This window comes from Kitasatospora sp. NPDC002543 (assembly GCF_053594915.1).
Genome location: NZ_JBSFWR010000002.1, coordinates 203,511 through 217,991, shown reverse-complemented (window position 1 = coordinate 217,991; position 14,481 = coordinate 203,511). Strand labels below are relative to the sequence as shown.

The following is a 14,481-nucleotide window of genomic DNA, read 5'->3' as shown; positions in this document are numbered from 1 at the left end:
ACAACCGCTCACCCGCAGGCGACTTGACCTGCCCCACCCTCGCCACACCACGACCAACGAGGCATGGACCACAAAGTCACCGGCATTGGCCCTAGACCTCCTCGACCCACGCGCCGAGCCGGCGGGCCAGGCCCGGCACCCGGGCCAGCCGCGGGGTGAGCAGCAGCCGCTCCAGCCGGCGCCCCGGCGCCAGCCAGACCGGGCTCGGGCGCAGCCGCAGCAGCACCCGGCCGAGCACCAGCTCGTCCGGGACGGCGCCGTAGCTGCGGCTGTCGCTGTCCACCGGGCGGTTGTCGGAGAGCAGCCACCAGCCCCGGTCCCGCCGCCCGGCGGCCCGCTTCACCACCAGCAGGTCCTGTTGGAGGGGGTGCCGGAAGAGCACCACCGCACCCGGCCGGATCGGCGCGCCGTAGCGGACCAGCAGCCGGTCGCCCTCGCGCAGGGTCGGCACCATCGACGGGCCCGCCACGTCGACCAGCCCGAACGGCAGCACGCCGCCCCGCCGCCCCCCGGCCCCGGCGTCCTCCGGCCGCGTGCTCCGCGCCACGACTCCTCCTCCCACTGCGCCCGCCCCCAGTCTGCCGTACGGAGCGCCACCGGTCCGATGTCCGGAATACCCCGGTTCCTGGTCCGTCTTTTGCCCTAGGCCCGCCGCCCGACCGCGAAACCGCGAGGGCGGAAGGGTAATCTCGGGCGCGGGAAGACGATCTAAGGAAGGACTCCCATGTTCTCTCGTCTGTTTGCACCGCGCGCCACCGCCCACGCCCACTGCGACCTGCCCTGCGGCGTGTACGACCCCGCTCAGGCCAAGCTGGAGGCCGAGTCGGTCAAGGCCACCCAGGAGAAGTACCAGGCCAACGAGGACCCGCACTTCCGCGCCCGCGCCATCATCATCAAGGAGCAGCGCGCCGAGGCCGTCAAGCACCACATCTCGGTGCTGTGGAGCGACTACTTCAAGGCCCCGCACTTCGAGAAGTACCCGCAGCTGCACCAGCTGATCAACGACACCCTGAAGGCCGCCTCGGCCGCCAAGGCGTCCACCGACCCGGCCACCGGCCAGGCCCTGCTGGACCTGATCGCCGAGGTCGACAAGATCTTCTGGGAGACCAAGCAGGCCTGAGCCTGACGCGTCGCCACCCCGACCGCCCCCGTCCGCACCGCCGGACGGGGGCGGTCGTGCGTCCACGTCCGACCCGCCCCCGGTAAGGGTCACCCGCACTGAGCGGCTGTTATGCTGCCTGGGCGTCCGAGGGGGAAGTCCGGTGCGAATCCGGCGCTGACCCGCAACGGTGAGCACGGCCCGTACCGCCCGTACGACCGCGCCAGCCCGATCGCCCTCGGCCGCTGACCTCCCGACAACTCGCCGTGGACTGCGAAGGGAACGGCGCCCGGCACACCTCCGGCCCGCGCCCGCCCCGGCGCACCCGAGGCCCGAGGCAAGGCGCACCCGTGAACCGCGCACCCGCAGACCGTGCAGTCGGCCCGCCCACTCGTCGCATACCCGTCGCCCCGCTCGCCGCCGGCCTCTGCGCCGCCCTGCTGCTGTCGCTGGTCTGCGGGGTCGCCCTCGGCTCCGCCGGGCTCGACGTCCCCCGGGTGCTGCGGCTGCTGGGCGCCGGGCTGACGGGCGGCCGGCTGGACGCGAGCGAGGCCTCCGCGTACGCGATCGTCTGGGAGATCCGGCTGCCGCGCACCGTGCTGGCCGCCGTGGTCGGCGCCGGGCTGGCCGCCTGCGGGGTCGCCGTCCAGGCGCTGGTGCGCAACCCGCTGGCCGACCCCTTCGTCCTCGGCATCTCCTCCGGCGCGGCCGTCGGCGCCAACGCCGTGCTGCTGTTCGGCGCCTTCGCCGCGCTCGGCGTGTGGGCGATCTCCGCCTCCGCCTTCGGCTCCGCGCTGGTCGCCATGACCCTGGTCTACCTCGCCGCCCGCACCGCGTACGGGCTCACCCCGCTGCGCCTGGTGCTCACCGGCACCGCCCTGTCCTACGGCTTCTCCGCCGCCACCACCCTGATGGTCTTCGCCGCCGACCGCGGCGAGGCCGCCCGGGACGCCATGATGTGGCTGCTCGGCAGCCTCGGCGGCGCCACCTGGGGCTCGGTGCCGATCGCCGCCGTCACCGTGGCGGCCGGACTCGTCCACCTGGCCTGCTCCGCCGGGCGGCTGGACGCGCTCGCGATGGGCGACGAGACCTCCGCCTCGCTCGGCGTGGACCCGGACCGGCTGCGCCGGGAGCTGTTCGTGGTGACCGCCGCCGTCACCGGCACCGTGGTCGCGGTCAGCGGGGCGATCGGCTTCGTCGGACTGCTGGTGCCGCACCTGGCGCGGATGCTGGTCGGCGCCGGCCACCGCCGGGTGCTGGTGATCGCGCCGCTCGCCGGGGCGCTGCTGCTGGTCTGGGTGGATATCGCCTCGCGCACCCTGCTGGCGCCCGCCGAACTGCCCGTCGGGGTGTTCACCGCGGTGCTCGGCGTGCCCGCCTTCCTGTTGATGATGCGCCGCCGCGGCCAGGCCTTCGGAGGTACCCGATGACCGACGTGACAGCGGTGGACACCGCGACCGGGCCCGCCCAGGACCTCGCCGTCGACGGCGTCTCGGTGCAGCTGGCCGGCACCCGGCTGGTCCACGAGGTGAGCCTGGCGGCCGCCGCCGGGCAGGTGGTCGGGCTGGTCGGCCCCAACGGCAGCGGCAAGTCGACCCTGCTGCGCTGCGTCTACAGGGTGCTGAAGCCGGCCGGCGGCGCGGTCCGGCTGGCCGGCGACGACCTGCACGCGCTCACCGCCCGCGAGTCGGCCCGCCGGGTCGCCGCGCTCTCCCAGGAGCACTCCGCCGAGTTCGACTTCACCGTCGCCGAGGTCGTCGCCATGGGACGGCTGCCGCACCGCCGCGGCTTCGGCGCCCCGGGCGACGGCGACGCGGAGCGCTGTGCCGAGGCGCTGTGCAAGGTCCGGGCGGGGCACCTCGCCGAGCGGGGGTTCCTGAGCCTGTCCGGGGGCGAGAAGCAGCGGGTGCTGTTCGCCCGCGCCCTCGTCCAGGAGCCGCGCCTGCTGGTACTGGACGAACCCACCAACCACCTCGACATCGCCCACCAGTTGGAGGTGCTGGCGCTCGCCCGCGAGGCCGGCCCGACGGTGCTCACCGCGCTGCACGACCTCAACCTGGCGGCGAGCCACTGCGACCTGCTGTACGTGCTGCGGGCCGGCCGGATCGTCGCCTCCGGACCGCCCCACGAGGTGCTCCGGCCCGCCCTGCTGGCCGAGGTGTTCGGCGTCCGGGCCACCCCGGTGCGCCACCCGGAGACGGGCGCCGTCCAGTTGCTGTTCGACCGCCTCGCCCCGTCCGCCTGACCCGCCCACCCGCTGACCCGCCCCCTGCCCAGAGGAACCACCGTGCGCACCAAGGCCGTTGCCGCCACCGCCCTGCTCGCCCTCGGACTCACCGCCTGCGGCGCCGAGATCGCCCCGAAGGAGGCCGCCACCGCCTCCGCCCACTACCCGGTGACGGTGGACAACTGCGGCGAGAAGCTCACCTTCGCGCAGAAGCCCGCCCGGACGGTGACCAACGACGTCAACATCACCGAGCTGATGCTCTCCCTCGGCCTCGCCGACCGGATGGCCGGCTACGTGATGCCCGACGACAAGGGGCGGGTCGACGAGGTCGCCTGGAAGGACGGCTACCAGCAGACCACCTGGCTCTCCAAGAAGACGCTCACCAAGGAGATCGCCCTGGACGCCAAGGCCGACCTGGTGTTCGCCGGCTGGCACTACGGCTTCGGCGAGGGCAACGGCGTCACCCCGGAGGCCTTCAAGGCGCTCGGCATCGACTCCTACGTGCTCACCGAGTCCTGCCGCAGCGGCAAGGGCACCGTGCGCGGCGTGATGGACCCGCTGGAGGCGCTCTACACCGACCTGGCCAACCTCGGCGAGATCTTCGACGTCAAGGACCGCGCCGACAAGCTGATCGCCGGCTTCAAGGCCCGGATCGCCGCCGTCCCGGCGCCCGAGCGGCGCCCGTCCGTCTTCCTGTACGACAGCGGGCAGGACAAGCCGTACACCGCCGGGAAGTTCGCGGCCGCCAACGAGATCATCGCCAAGGCCGGCGGGACCAACATCATGGGCGACCTCGCCGACACCTGGGTCACGGCCGGCTGGGAGAGCGTGGTCGAGCGCGACCCCGAGGTGATCGTGATCAACGACTACGCGACGCCCAAGGCCGAGGAGAAGCGGCAGTTCCTCAAGTCCTTCCCGCCGCTGGCCGGCGTCTCCGCGGTCAAGAACGACCGGATCTTCGTCATGGACTACGCGGACATGGTGGAGAGCCCGCGCAACCCGGCCGCGATCAGCGCGCTGTCGGCGTACCTGCGCACCGTACCGGCCCGCTGACCGGCCCTGCCGGAGCTCCTCCGGGCGGGGGCGGCCGGGCGTACGCTCAAGGTACGAGCCGACGGAACCCGACCGGAGGAGCGAGATCATGACCACCACGGCGGCCCCCGCCGCCTTCGACACCCGCGCGCTGCGCGAGGGCATCGAGCGCCGCGACGCCGAGACCCTCCTGGCGCTCTACGCGGACGACGCCGAACTGCGCGTGGTCGATCGCACGACCCAGCCCAGCCACCCCCTGGTGGTGCACGGGCGGGAGGAGATCGGCGCCATGCTGGAGGACGTCTGCAGCCGCGAGATGACCCACAAGCTGGAACAGGTGGTGGTCCAGGGCGACCACGTGGCCTTCCTGGAGTCCTGTCGGTACCCGGACGGCGTCCGGGTGCTGATGTCCTCGATGGCCGGCCTGCGCGAGGGACGGATCGTCGACCAGACCTCCGTCCAGGCCTGGGACGAGACCGGCCCCGAGCAGTAGGCTCACCACATGATCCGCACCGCCGTCTCCACCGACGTCCCCGTCATCCACGCCATGATCCGCGAACTCGCGGACTACGAGCAGGCCCTGCACGAGGCGAAGGCCACCGAGGAGCAGCTGCACGAGGCCCTGTTCGGCGAGAACCCGGCCCTGTTCGGGCTGATCGCCGAGGACGACGCCACCGGCGAGCCGGTCGGCTTCGCGGTCTGGTTCCGCAACTTCTCGACCTGGCGCGGCACCCACGGGATCTACCTGGAGGACCTGTACGTCCGCCCCCAGGCCCGTGGCGGCGGCCACGGGAAGGCACTGCTGCTGGAACTCGCCCGGATCGCCGTCGAGCGCGGCTACTCCCGGGTCGAGTGGTCGGTCCTGGACTGGAACCAGCCCTCGATCGACTTCTACAAGTCCATCGGCGCGGTGCCGATGGACGAGTGGACGGTCTACCGGCTCACCGACGAGGCGCTGGCCGCCGCCGGACGGCGCTGAACGGCTCCTCGGAGTCCGGGCAAAGGGTCTGCCACCCTGCGTCGCAATGCCTTACCATGAGTAACTCCCGAACCGGGGTGCGGAAGGCAGAGCGATGGCGGATCCGCGGCACCGGACCCCCTTCGGGGGTAGCAAGAGGCAACAAGCGGGGTACCAAGAAAGCACAGCGCGTCACCCAGGAGGCAAGGGTGTCCCAGATCGACGGCGATCTCGGTGTTCAGGACTTCGTGGAGGTCCGGCTGCCCGCAGCGGGGGCCTACCTCTCCGTCCTGCGAACAGCGACGGCCGGGTTGGCGGCCCGGCTGGACTTCACGCTCGACGAGATCGAGGATCTGCGGATCGCGGTCGACGAAGCCTGCGCCATCCTGCTCCAGCAGGCGGTGCCCGGCTCCGTGCTGTCCTGCGAGTTCCGGCTGGTCGGTGACTCGTTGAAGGTCACCGTCTCCGCCCCGACCACCGACGGCAAGGCTCCCGAACGGGACACCTTCGCCTGGACGGTGCTCTCCGCACTGGCCGGCGAGGTCGACTCCTCGGTCGCCGAGGACAACACCGTGTCGATCAGCCTGCACAAGAAGCGCGGCGGCTCCCCCGCCCACTGACCGGGCGCCGGACCGAACCGCACGACCGAGCAGCACCGAGCAGCACCCGCGCAAGGGCCGTCCGCCGCTCCCCGCCCCCGGGGACGGACGGACGGCTCCCGGTACCGCACCCCAGGCGGTACGACCAACGAGACGAATCCGGGGCCCGCGGCCCCGGTGCTCCCGGAACGGAACGGGGGAATGGCCGTGAGTGATCTGGACCGTACCGGCCTCGCGACGGCGGGACCTGCCGTACCGACCCAGGCGAGCGTTCCCGGCCTCGCCGCCAACGACGAAGCGCACCCGAAGGACGCCCAGCGGATGAGCCACCCCACCGAGCCGACGTCCGAGCCGACGCCTGCCTCCGTGCCCCCGCCGGACCCGGCGGCGGAATCGGACCCGGCGGTCGAGGCCGAACTGCACGGCGCCGTGCCCGCCCAGGGCTCGCACCGCACCGGCGCCCCGGACCGCGAGGCCGCCCGCGCGCTCTTCGTCCGGCTGTCCGCACTGCCCGAGGGCTCCCCGGAGCGGGTCGAACTGCGCAACCAGCTCGTGCGGATGCACATCCCGCTGGTCGAGCACCTGGCCCGGCGCTTCCGCAACCGGGGCGAGCCGCTGGACGACCTGACCCAGGTCGCCACCATCGGCCTGATCAAGTCGGTGGACCGCTTCGACCACGAGCGCGGGGTCGAGTTCTCCACCTACGCGACGCCGACCATCGTCGGGGAGATCAAGCGGCACTTCCGCGACAAGGGCTGGGCGGTGCGTGTCCCGCGCCGGCTCCAGGAGCTGCGGCTGTCGCTCACCACCGCGACCAGCGAACTGTCCCAGCGGCACGGCCGCTCCCCCACGGTGCACGAGCTGGCCGAGCACCTGGGGATCTCCGAGGAGGACGTCCTGGAGGGCCTGGAGTCCGCCAACGCGTACTCCACGCTGTCCCTGGACGTGCCGGACAGCGACGACGAGTCGCCGGCCGTCGCGGACACCCTGGGCGCGACCGACGAGGCGCTGGAGGGCGTCGAGTACCGCGAGTCGCTCAAGCCGCTGCTGGCCCAACTGCCGCCCCGGGAGCAGAAGATCCTGGTGCTGCGGTTCTTCCGGAACATGACCCAGTCGCAGATCGCCGCCGAGGTGGGGATCTCCCAGATGCACGTGTCCCGGCTGCTCGCCCGGACCTTGGCCCAGCTGCGGGAGAAGCTCCTGGTGGAGGAGTAGGACTGACGGCCGCTCAGCCCGGAGGCCCGGCGGCCGCGCGGTTCCGACGGCGGCCCTGCGCGCCCCGCGTCCTAGCTCTCGGACGGGGCGTACAGGGCCGCCGTCGACTTCGGGTTCAGCAGGCAGCCGATGCCCACCAGGCCGAGCACGCCGATCAGCGCGCCGACCGCGATCATCCCGCCGCCGCTCTCGAACATGTAGTAGGCGACCGGCAGGCAGATCGAGTTGGTCAGCACGGCCGGGCTGCGGCCCCAGCGGCGCTCCTTGAGCAGCGCGCGGGCCGCCAGCACCGGCAGCACGCCGAGCAGCACGATGACCGCTCCGCCGAACTCGTTCAGCGCCAGCTGCTTGGACTGGCCGGACAGCGCGGCCACCATGTCCCAGATTCCGACGACCGCGAGCGCGGCGCCCTCCAGGGCCGTGATGGCGGCGCCCAGGGTCAGGGAGGCCGGGCGGCCGGAGCCGGCCGAGGGTACGGGTGCGGAGGTTTCTGCGGTCACTCCAGCAGGGTAGCCGCCGGTCGGTCCGTACCGACCCGTAGGCTTTCCCCATGCGCGCTCTCCTGGTCGTGAACCACAAGGCCACCACCACCAGTGGCCGGACCAGGGACGTCCTGATCCACGCCCTGCGCAGCGATCTCAAGCTGGAGGTCGCCGAGACCCAGTACCGGGGCCACGCGCGCGACCTGGCCCGCGAGGCGGCGGAGGACGGCACGGTCGACCTGGTGGTGGCGCTGGGCGGGGACGGCACCGTCAACGAGGTGGTGAACGGGCTGCTGGCGCACGGCCCGGGCGAGAAGGTCCCGCGACTGGCCGTGGTGCCGGGCGGTTCGACCAATGTGTTCGCCCGCGCGCTGGGACTGCCCAACGACCCGGTGGAGGCCACCGGCGCCCTGCTGGACGCGCTGGAGCACGAGCGGGAACGGCCGATCGGGCTGGGCAAGGCGATGACCGACGGGCTGCCGGACCGCTGGTTCACCTTCACCGCGGGGCTCGGCTTCGACGCCGGGGTGGTGGGCCGGGTCGAGGAGCAGCGCCGGGCCGGGCGCAAGTCCACCCACGCCCTGTACGTCGGCCAGGCCCTCCGGCACTACTTCACCCAGCGTGAGCAGCGCCGCTCCGGCCCGGTCTCGCTGGAGCTGCCGGGCCGCGAACGGGTTCCGGGCCTGGTCCTGTCGATAGTCAGCAACACCTCGCCGTGGACCTTCCTCGGCAACCGTCCGGTCTACCCCTCACCGCTCGCCTCCTTCGACACGGACCTGGACGTCTTCGGCATCACCCGGATGACCGCGTTCGGCACGGCTCGAACGGTCCGTCAGATCCTGCGGTCGTACACGACTTCGAGCGACGGCGCCCCTCCGGCCGGCCCCTCCGGGAAGCACGTCGTCTCCTATCACGACGTCAGACACTTCACCTTGGTTTCACAGGAACCGGCCCCGTTCCAAGTCGACGGGGACCATCTTGGAGACAGGAGTCGCGTCAGTTTCACAGGCGTACGGCGGGCACTGCGTGTGATTGTGTGACCGGAAGGGGGGTTCCTCCTTCTTCTCGAACGCACAAGCCCCCTTCACTCCATAGAAGTACTGGCTGTGAGCTAGGCGACACCGAAGAATCCAAAATTCCTCCCCGAAGGGGGTTGTATCCGAGCCCGAGGTTTGCGAACCTCTACATGGCGATCGGGACACATCGCAGCGACGGCAACTCCGGAACCACAGGAGCGCCGACCGCGGGGCGTCCCTCGAATCGCCGAATCCCCCCCAGCACAGACCACCCGGGCCCGACGGGCCTTTGGTCTCTTTTGCTGTTGCGGGATTCGTGAAAGCGTTCACATTCACAAGCCATTCGATTATGCCGATCGGGCCACCCCCCGCGGCAGGAGGAGTTGGACGACCATGGACTGGCGCCACCGCGCTGTCTGCCGCGAAGAGGACCCGGAGCTGTTCTTCCCGATCGGGAACACCGGTCCTGCTCTGCTGCAGATCGAGGAAGCCAAGGCCGTGTGCCGCCGCTGTCCGGTGATGGAGCAGTGCCTCCAGTGGGCGCTCGAGACCGGTCAGGACGCCGGCGTCTGGGGCGGCATGAGCGAGGACGAGCGTCGCGCGATGAAGCGCCGCGCTGCCCGCAACCGCGCCCGCACCGCCTGATCGCGCAGCGATCACACGCCGTAGCACCCGCAGTAACCGCCGTACCGATCGACACATGATCAAGGCTTCCCTGCACCTCCTGGTGAAGCCTTCCGTACAAAGGACCTCGCCCAGCCAGGTCCTGCGACACCGGACCCGCCCAGCCACTTGATACTGTTCACTTAGAGCAATATCGTGGAGCTGTGGCGCTCACCGTGTGCAACGCACCGGCGAGGTGTCGCACCACCCAGAGCCCCCGCTCCGGCCGACTCCCCCCGACGGCCGGAACGGGTTGAGAGGCCCTGTCGACCCACCCCCCCCCCGGTCGACAGGGCCTCGTTTCTGTCTCTCTCCCCGGATCTCCCCCGGCTCTCCCCCGGATCCTCCTCGGGCTCCCCCCCCCCGAGGGTTTTCGCATGCCACTGCCGAGCTCCGGCGTGCGAAGCGCGCGGCCGGCGCCCGTGGCGGGCGCGCGCCCCCACCACGCACCTTCACACGGGTTCGCGCACCTTCGCGCGCCTTTGCACACCTGATGCCCAGCGGGCCCGGACCGCGCACGGACCAGGGCCCCCACCCGCCCCTCAGCGGACCGGGATCTCCAGGATCACCTTGGTCCCGCCGTCCGGGCCGGCCACCATGTCGAAGGTGCCGCCCAGCTCGCCGGTCGCCAGCGTCCGGACGATCTGCAGCCCGAGGTTGCCCGCCGTCTTCGGGTCGAACCCCTCCGGCATGCCGCGGCCGTCGTCCTGCACCGTGATCAGCAGGTACTCCTCCGGCCGGGCACCGCCGTTCCAGCTGTCCGACCAGCCCATGCCGGTCGCCGGGGCCCGTCCGCGCAGTGCGCTGACCTCCAGGTTCCCGGAGGCCGTCGGGCCGAACGCGTGCTCCAGGGCGTTCTGGAGCAGTTCGGTCAGCACCATCGACAGCGGGGTGGCCACCTCGGCGGACAGGATCCCGAAGCTGCCGGTGCGCCGGGTCGCCACCCGTCCGTCCTGGGACAGCTCCATCGCCATCGCCAGCACCCGGTCGGCGATCTCGTCGAAGGCCACCTGCTCGTCCAGCGCCTGGGAGAGCGTCTCGTGCACGATCGCGATCGAGCCGACCCGGCGCACGGCCTCGTCCAGCGCGGCCCGGCCGGACTCCGAATCCATCCGGCGGGACTGCAGCCGCAGCAGGGCCGCGACGGTCTGCAGGTTGTTCTTCACCCGGTGGTGGATCTCCCGGATGGTGGCGTCCTTGGTCATCAGCTCGCGGTCGCGGCGGCGCAGCTCGGTGACGTCCCGGCAGAGCACCAGCGAACCGGTCAGGGTGCCCTTGGGCTTGAGCGGGATCGCCCGCAGGGTGACCACTCCCCCCTGTGCCTCCACCTCGGTCTGCCGGGGCGCCCAGCCGCTCGCCACCTTCACCAGCGCCTCGTGGACGGCCGAGCGGGACGGCGGGGCGAGGTCGGCGGTGGCCCGGCCGAGGTGGCTGCCGACCAGGTCGGTGGTGAGGCCGAGGCGGTGGTAGGCGGAGAGGGCGTTGGGGCTGGCGTAGGTGACGATGCCGTCCGCGTCCAGCCGGATCAGGCCGTCGCCGACCCGGGGCGCGGCGTCCATGTCGGCCTGCTCGGCGCCCGGGAAGGGGAAGGAGCCGGCCGCGATCATCTGGGCCAGGTCGGAGGCGCTCTGGAGGTAGGTGAGCTCCAGCCGGCTCGGGGTGCGGACGGTCAGCAGGTTGGTGTTGCGGGCGATCACGCCCAGCACCTTGCCCTCGCGCCGGACCGGGATCGACTCGACCCGGACCGGGACCTCCTCGCGCCACTCCGGGTCGCCCTCGCGCACGATCCGGCCCTCGTCGAAGGCGGCGTCCAGGAGCGGGCGGCGGCCGCGCGGGACGAGGTGGCCGACCATGTCGTCCTGGTACGAGGTGGGCCCGGTGTTGGGCCGCATCTGTGCCACCGAGACGTAGCGGATGCCGTCCCAGGTGGGGATCCACAGCACCAGGTCGGCGAAGGAGAGGTCGGAGAGCAGCTGCCACTCCGAGACCAGGTGGTGGAGCCATTCCACGTCGGCCCCGGTGAGGGTGGTGTGGCGGCGGACGAGTTCGTTCAACGAGGGCACATGGCGAGGGTAGCGCCGCCGGTCCGGGCGGGGCGCGGCGGACCGGTGGCTGCGGCGCCCCGCCCGGGAGGGCCAGTGGAGGGGGGCGGAGGCCGGGTCGGGCCCCGGTGGGCGGACCGGCGCCGCCCGCTCACCCCCCCCCGGAGTTGTTTAGACCAATTTTCCGAGAGGCCTGGACAACCGAGATTGGTCTAGTCCACAATGAAAGGGCACCAAGGAGAGGCCCCCGCGCAACTGCCCTGACCGCGCGCGGCCCCTCCTCGGTCGGACGCCGCAGATCGAGGACCCCGCACAGTTCTCGATCGGAGCCGGCGCCCGACGACAGCTCCGGGCTGCGGTGCCGCATGGGTTGAGGGTCCCGTGTCGGCGCCGTGGCCCGTAGTGTTTTCCACCCCCGGAACCACGTTTCCGCCGCTCAAGGAACCGGCCCCCGATCCACAGGCTGTGGACCGGGGGCCGGCTCGCGTCCGCGGGACGCCTACCTGGTCTCGGTGACCTTGGCCAGGGCGCGCGGGGCGTCCGGGTCCTGGCCGCGGGCGATGGTGACCTCGTAGGCCAGCAGCTGCAGCGGCAGGATCTCCAGGATCGGCTGCACCTCCTCGGGCACGCCGGCCGGCAGCGCGAAGCCGGCCGAGGCCGCGTCCACCTGCGCCTGCTGGCCGACCACCACCAGGTCCGCGCCGCGCCCGCGCAGCCGGTCCAGCACCGGCTGGAGCGCCTCGCCGCCCTTCCCGTCCGGGACGATCGCGATGACCGGCGAGACGTTGTCCACCATGGCCAGCGGACCGTGCAGCAGGTCGGCGCCGGAGAACGGGGTGGCCGGGATGTAGGTGGTCTCCATCAGCTTGAGCGCCGCCTCGCGGGCGGTCGGGTAGCCGTAGCCGCGCGAGGTGATGACCAGCCGCTGGGCGAAGCGGTAGCGCTCGGCCAGCGCCTTCACCTCGGCCCTGCGGGCCAGCACCCCGGCGGCCAGCCCCGGCAGCTCCTTGGCGGCCGCGCCTTCGCCTCCCCGCAGGCCCTCGACCAGCAGGTAGAGCGCCAGCAGCTCGGCGGTGTAGGTCTTGGTGGCCGGCAGCGCCTTCTCCGGGCCGGCCAGCACGTCGATGTGGAACTCGGAGACCTCGGCGAGCGGCGAGGCGGCGTTGTTGGTCACCGCGAGGGTGATGGCACCGGCCTCGCGGGCGGCCTTGGTCGAGGCCACCAGGTCGGGCGAGCCGCCGGACTGGCTGACGGTGACGACCAGCACGTCGGTGAGGTCCGGCTTGGCACCGTACGCGGTGGTGGTGGACATCGAGGTCAGGCCGGCCGGCTTGCCGAGCAGGATCTCGATCAGGTACTTGGCGTACAGCGCGGCGTTGTCGGACGTGCCGCGCGCGGTGAGCAGGACGAAGCGCGGGCTGCGGGCGGCGATCTGCGCGGCGACCTCGCGGATCTTCGGGGCACCCTCGTCGAGGATGCGCTGGAGGACGGCCGGCTGCTCGGCCATCTCCGCCGCCATGATCCGGCCGGGGACGGAAACAGTCTGCGGGTCGGACATCTGGGTCTGCCTCCGATGAGACGGTTCGACCCCGCCCGGGCGGCTGCCCGGCGGGGACCTCCACGGCGGCGAGTCCGCACACTCGCTGCGGTCCTTCGTCCCGCAATCCTACGGGCGCGCCCGCTGCCGGGCACCTCCGTCCGCACGCCCGGGCGCCTTCCGACGCGCCCCCGCCCGGCCCACCGGCGCACCCCTCCGCGGACGGGAGGAGCGCGCCCGGGGCCGGGCGGCGGTGAGGTCAGGACGCCTTGTTGATCAGCTGGTCGATCGCGGCGTCGGCCTCCTTGGTGGCCTGGTCCACCGACTTGCCCTTGAGGACCGCGGTCAGCATGTCCGGGATGATCTTCTGCTTCTCGATCGAGCCCCAGCCGGGCGCCAGCGGGGTGAACCAGGCGTCCGGGACGGCGTTGGCCGCGGCGGAGGTGGTCGGCTTGTTCTTCAGCGGGTTCAACTGGGTCAGGTTGTTCGGCAGGATGTCCTTGTCGGCCAGCGCCTGCTGGGACTTGGCGCTGGTGAACATCCGGATCCAGTCGGTGGCCGGCGCCGTCTGCTGGGACTTGGCGGTGACGGCGAGGTCCGAGCCGCCGATGAAGGTCGGCAGCGGCTTGCCGTCCGGGCCGGGCATGGTGGCCACCTTGACGGCGTCCTTGAGGCTCGGGTCGCCGGTGACCGGCGCGGTGACGCTGGCCGCCTCGTAGCCGTTGCCGTAGAAGGACGCGGCGTGCCCGCGGGCCATCGCCTCGAACTGGTTCTGCTCGGTCACCGACAGGTCGCCCTTGTTGTACTTGCGCACCAGGTCGACGAAGTGGCTGATGCCCTGCTGGGACTTGGGGTCGTGCAGGGTGCCGTGCCAGTTGCCGGAGCCGTCGAACTTGGCGATGGCGCCGCCGTACGCGGCCACGTAGCTCATCGCGGCGTACCAGTACGGGCCGGGCAGGTAGAGCGCGGAGTAGGTCTTGTCGGCCTTGTTCCGGTCCGCGATCTTGTCCAGCGCGGCCGTCAGGTCCGCCTCGCTCTTCGGGAAGTCGGCGCTGCCGGTGGCCTGCTGGAAGGCGGTGGCGTTGTAGACGGCGACCCGGGCGCCGGCGTAGTAGGGCACGCACCAGAGCTTGTCCTGGTAGGTGCAGGTGTTGGCGAGCGCCTTGATCCAGCTGTCGGAGTTGTCGAAGGTGCTGCGGTCCACCGGGGCCAGCGCGCCGGAGAGCACGTACTTCATGGTCTCGGTGTTGCCCAGCTCGACCACGTCGGGGGCGTTGCCGTCGGCGATCGCCTTGTCGAGCTTGCCCACCTTGTCGGCCCAACCCTGGTAGGCGAGCTTGAGGCTGACGTTCGGGTACTTCGCCGCGAACTCGTCGTTGACCCGCTGGACCAGGTCCGGCCAGTTCTTCTGGGCGTCGTCCATCAGCCAGACGGTGACGGTGCCGGCGGCGGCCTTCGCGTCCGCGGAGCCGCTCGCGCCGTCGGAGCCGGCGGGCTTCGCGGTCGAGGAACAGGCCGTCAGTCCGACTGCCAGTGCCATGGTTCCGAGCGTCGAGACGAGTTGACGCTTCTTCACGCCGTCCTCCGAAGGTGTAGAGCCTGTTGCCCGCC

Annotated in this window: 15 protein-coding genes; 10 read left to right on the top strand and 5 right to left on the bottom strand. The window is 72.0% G+C overall.

Annotated elements, in window-relative coordinates; translation table 11 throughout:
- Positions 1-91 precede the first annotated feature (91 nt).
- A complete protein-coding gene (sodX, locus tag ACWD4P_RS02080; protein WP_449778245.1) occupies positions 92-547 on the bottom strand; it encodes a nickel-type superoxide dismutase maturation protease in 456 nt (151 codons plus the stop codon).
- 177 nt (positions 548-724) lie between these two features.
- Here sodX and sodN point away from each other — a divergent pair, with 177 nt between their 5' ends.
- The 8 genes from sodN to ACWD4P_RS02040 all read left to right on the top strand — a co-directional run bounded on the left by sodN (position 725) and on the right by ACWD4P_RS02040 (position 7,130).
- On the top strand, positions 725-1,120 hold the full coding sequence (sodN, locus tag ACWD4P_RS02075; protein ID WP_045699892.1) for a superoxide dismutase, Ni: 396 nt from the start codon (positions 725-727) through the stop codon (positions 1,118-1,120).
- 329 nt (positions 1,121-1,449) lie between these two features.
- Positions 1,450-2,529 (top strand): FecCD family ABC transporter permease, encoded by a 1,080-nt coding sequence (locus ACWD4P_RS02070; RefSeq protein WP_449778244.1) that lies wholly within the window; start codon positions 1,450-1,452, stop codon positions 2,527-2,529.
- Positions 2,526-3,344 (top strand): ABC transporter ATP-binding protein, encoded by an 819-nt coding sequence (locus tag ACWD4P_RS02065; protein ID WP_449778243.1) that lies wholly within the window; start codon positions 2,526-2,528, stop codon positions 3,342-3,344. Before ACWD4P_RS02070 ends, ACWD4P_RS02065 begins: the two co-directional genes overlap by 4 nt.
- A gap of 42 nt (positions 3,345-3,386) precedes the next feature.
- The gene (locus ACWD4P_RS02060) at positions 3,387-4,379 is read left to right on the top strand and encodes an ABC transporter substrate-binding protein (RefSeq protein WP_449778242.1); all 993 of its coding nucleotides are present in this window, start codon (positions 3,387-3,389) and stop codon (positions 4,377-4,379) included.
- A gap of 88 nt (positions 4,380-4,467) precedes the next feature.
- The gene (locus ACWD4P_RS02055) at positions 4,468-4,851 is read left to right on the top strand and encodes a nuclear transport factor 2 family protein (RefSeq protein WP_359818620.1); all 384 of its coding nucleotides are present in this window, start codon (positions 4,468-4,470) and stop codon (positions 4,849-4,851) included.
- Positions 4,852-4,860: 9 nt separating this feature from the next.
- Positions 4,861-5,337 (top strand): GNAT family N-acetyltransferase, encoded by a 477-nt coding sequence (locus ACWD4P_RS02050; protein ID WP_359818617.1) that lies wholly within the window; start codon positions 4,861-4,863, stop codon positions 5,335-5,337.
- Positions 5,338-5,525: 188 nt separating this feature from the next.
- Positions 5,526-5,936 (top strand): ATP-binding protein, encoded by a 411-nt coding sequence (locus tag ACWD4P_RS02045; protein ID WP_359818614.1) that lies wholly within the window; start codon positions 5,526-5,528, stop codon positions 5,934-5,936.
- Between the two features lie 186 nt (positions 5,937-6,122).
- Entirely contained in the window at positions 6,123-7,130 is a 1,008-nt protein-coding gene (locus ACWD4P_RS02040; RefSeq protein WP_449778241.1) for a SigB/SigF/SigG family RNA polymerase sigma factor, read from the top strand.
- Between the two features lie 71 nt (positions 7,131-7,201).
- Here ACWD4P_RS02040 and ACWD4P_RS02035 read toward each other — a convergent pair whose 3' ends face one another.
- Positions 7,202-7,630, bottom strand: a complete 429-nt coding sequence (locus tag ACWD4P_RS02035) for a hypothetical protein (RefSeq protein ID WP_359818609.1) — start codon at positions 7,628-7,630, stop codon at positions 7,202-7,204.
- 50 nt (positions 7,631-7,680) lie between these two features.
- On the opposite strand from ACWD4P_RS02035, the gene ACWD4P_RS02030 reads away from it, so the two are divergent.
- Together ACWD4P_RS02030 and ACWD4P_RS02025 are read left to right on the top strand one after the other, a co-directional pair.
- On the top strand, positions 7,681-8,652 hold the full coding sequence (locus tag ACWD4P_RS02030) for a diacylglycerol/lipid kinase family protein (RefSeq protein WP_449778240.1): 972 nt from the start codon (positions 7,681-7,683) through the stop codon (positions 8,650-8,652).
- Between the two features lie 369 nt (positions 8,653-9,021).
- The gene (locus ACWD4P_RS02025) at positions 9,022-9,273 is read left to right on the top strand and encodes a WhiB family transcriptional regulator (RefSeq protein WP_014138019.1); all 252 of its coding nucleotides are present in this window, start codon (positions 9,022-9,024) and stop codon (positions 9,271-9,273) included.
- A gap of 560 nt (positions 9,274-9,833) precedes the next feature.
- Here ACWD4P_RS02025 and ACWD4P_RS02020 read toward each other — a convergent pair.
- The 3 genes from ACWD4P_RS02020 to ACWD4P_RS02010 form a co-directional block, all read right to left on the bottom strand.
- Positions 9,834-11,354, bottom strand: coding sequence for a sensor histidine kinase (locus ACWD4P_RS02020; protein ID WP_449778239.1), 1,521 nt, complete (start codon positions 11,352-11,354; stop codon positions 9,834-9,836).
- A gap of 478 nt (positions 11,355-11,832) precedes the next feature.
- Positions 11,833-12,891, bottom strand: a complete 1,059-nt coding sequence (locus tag ACWD4P_RS02015) for an SIS domain-containing protein (RefSeq protein WP_359818604.1) — start codon at positions 12,889-12,891, stop codon at positions 11,833-11,835.
- A gap of 238 nt (positions 12,892-13,129) precedes the next feature.
- Positions 13,130-14,410: an extracellular solute-binding protein gene (locus tag ACWD4P_RS02010; protein ID WP_359818602.1), complete on the bottom strand. Its 1,281-nt coding sequence runs from the start codon at positions 14,408-14,410 to the stop codon at positions 13,130-13,132.
- Positions 14,411-14,481: the final 71 nt, after the last annotated feature.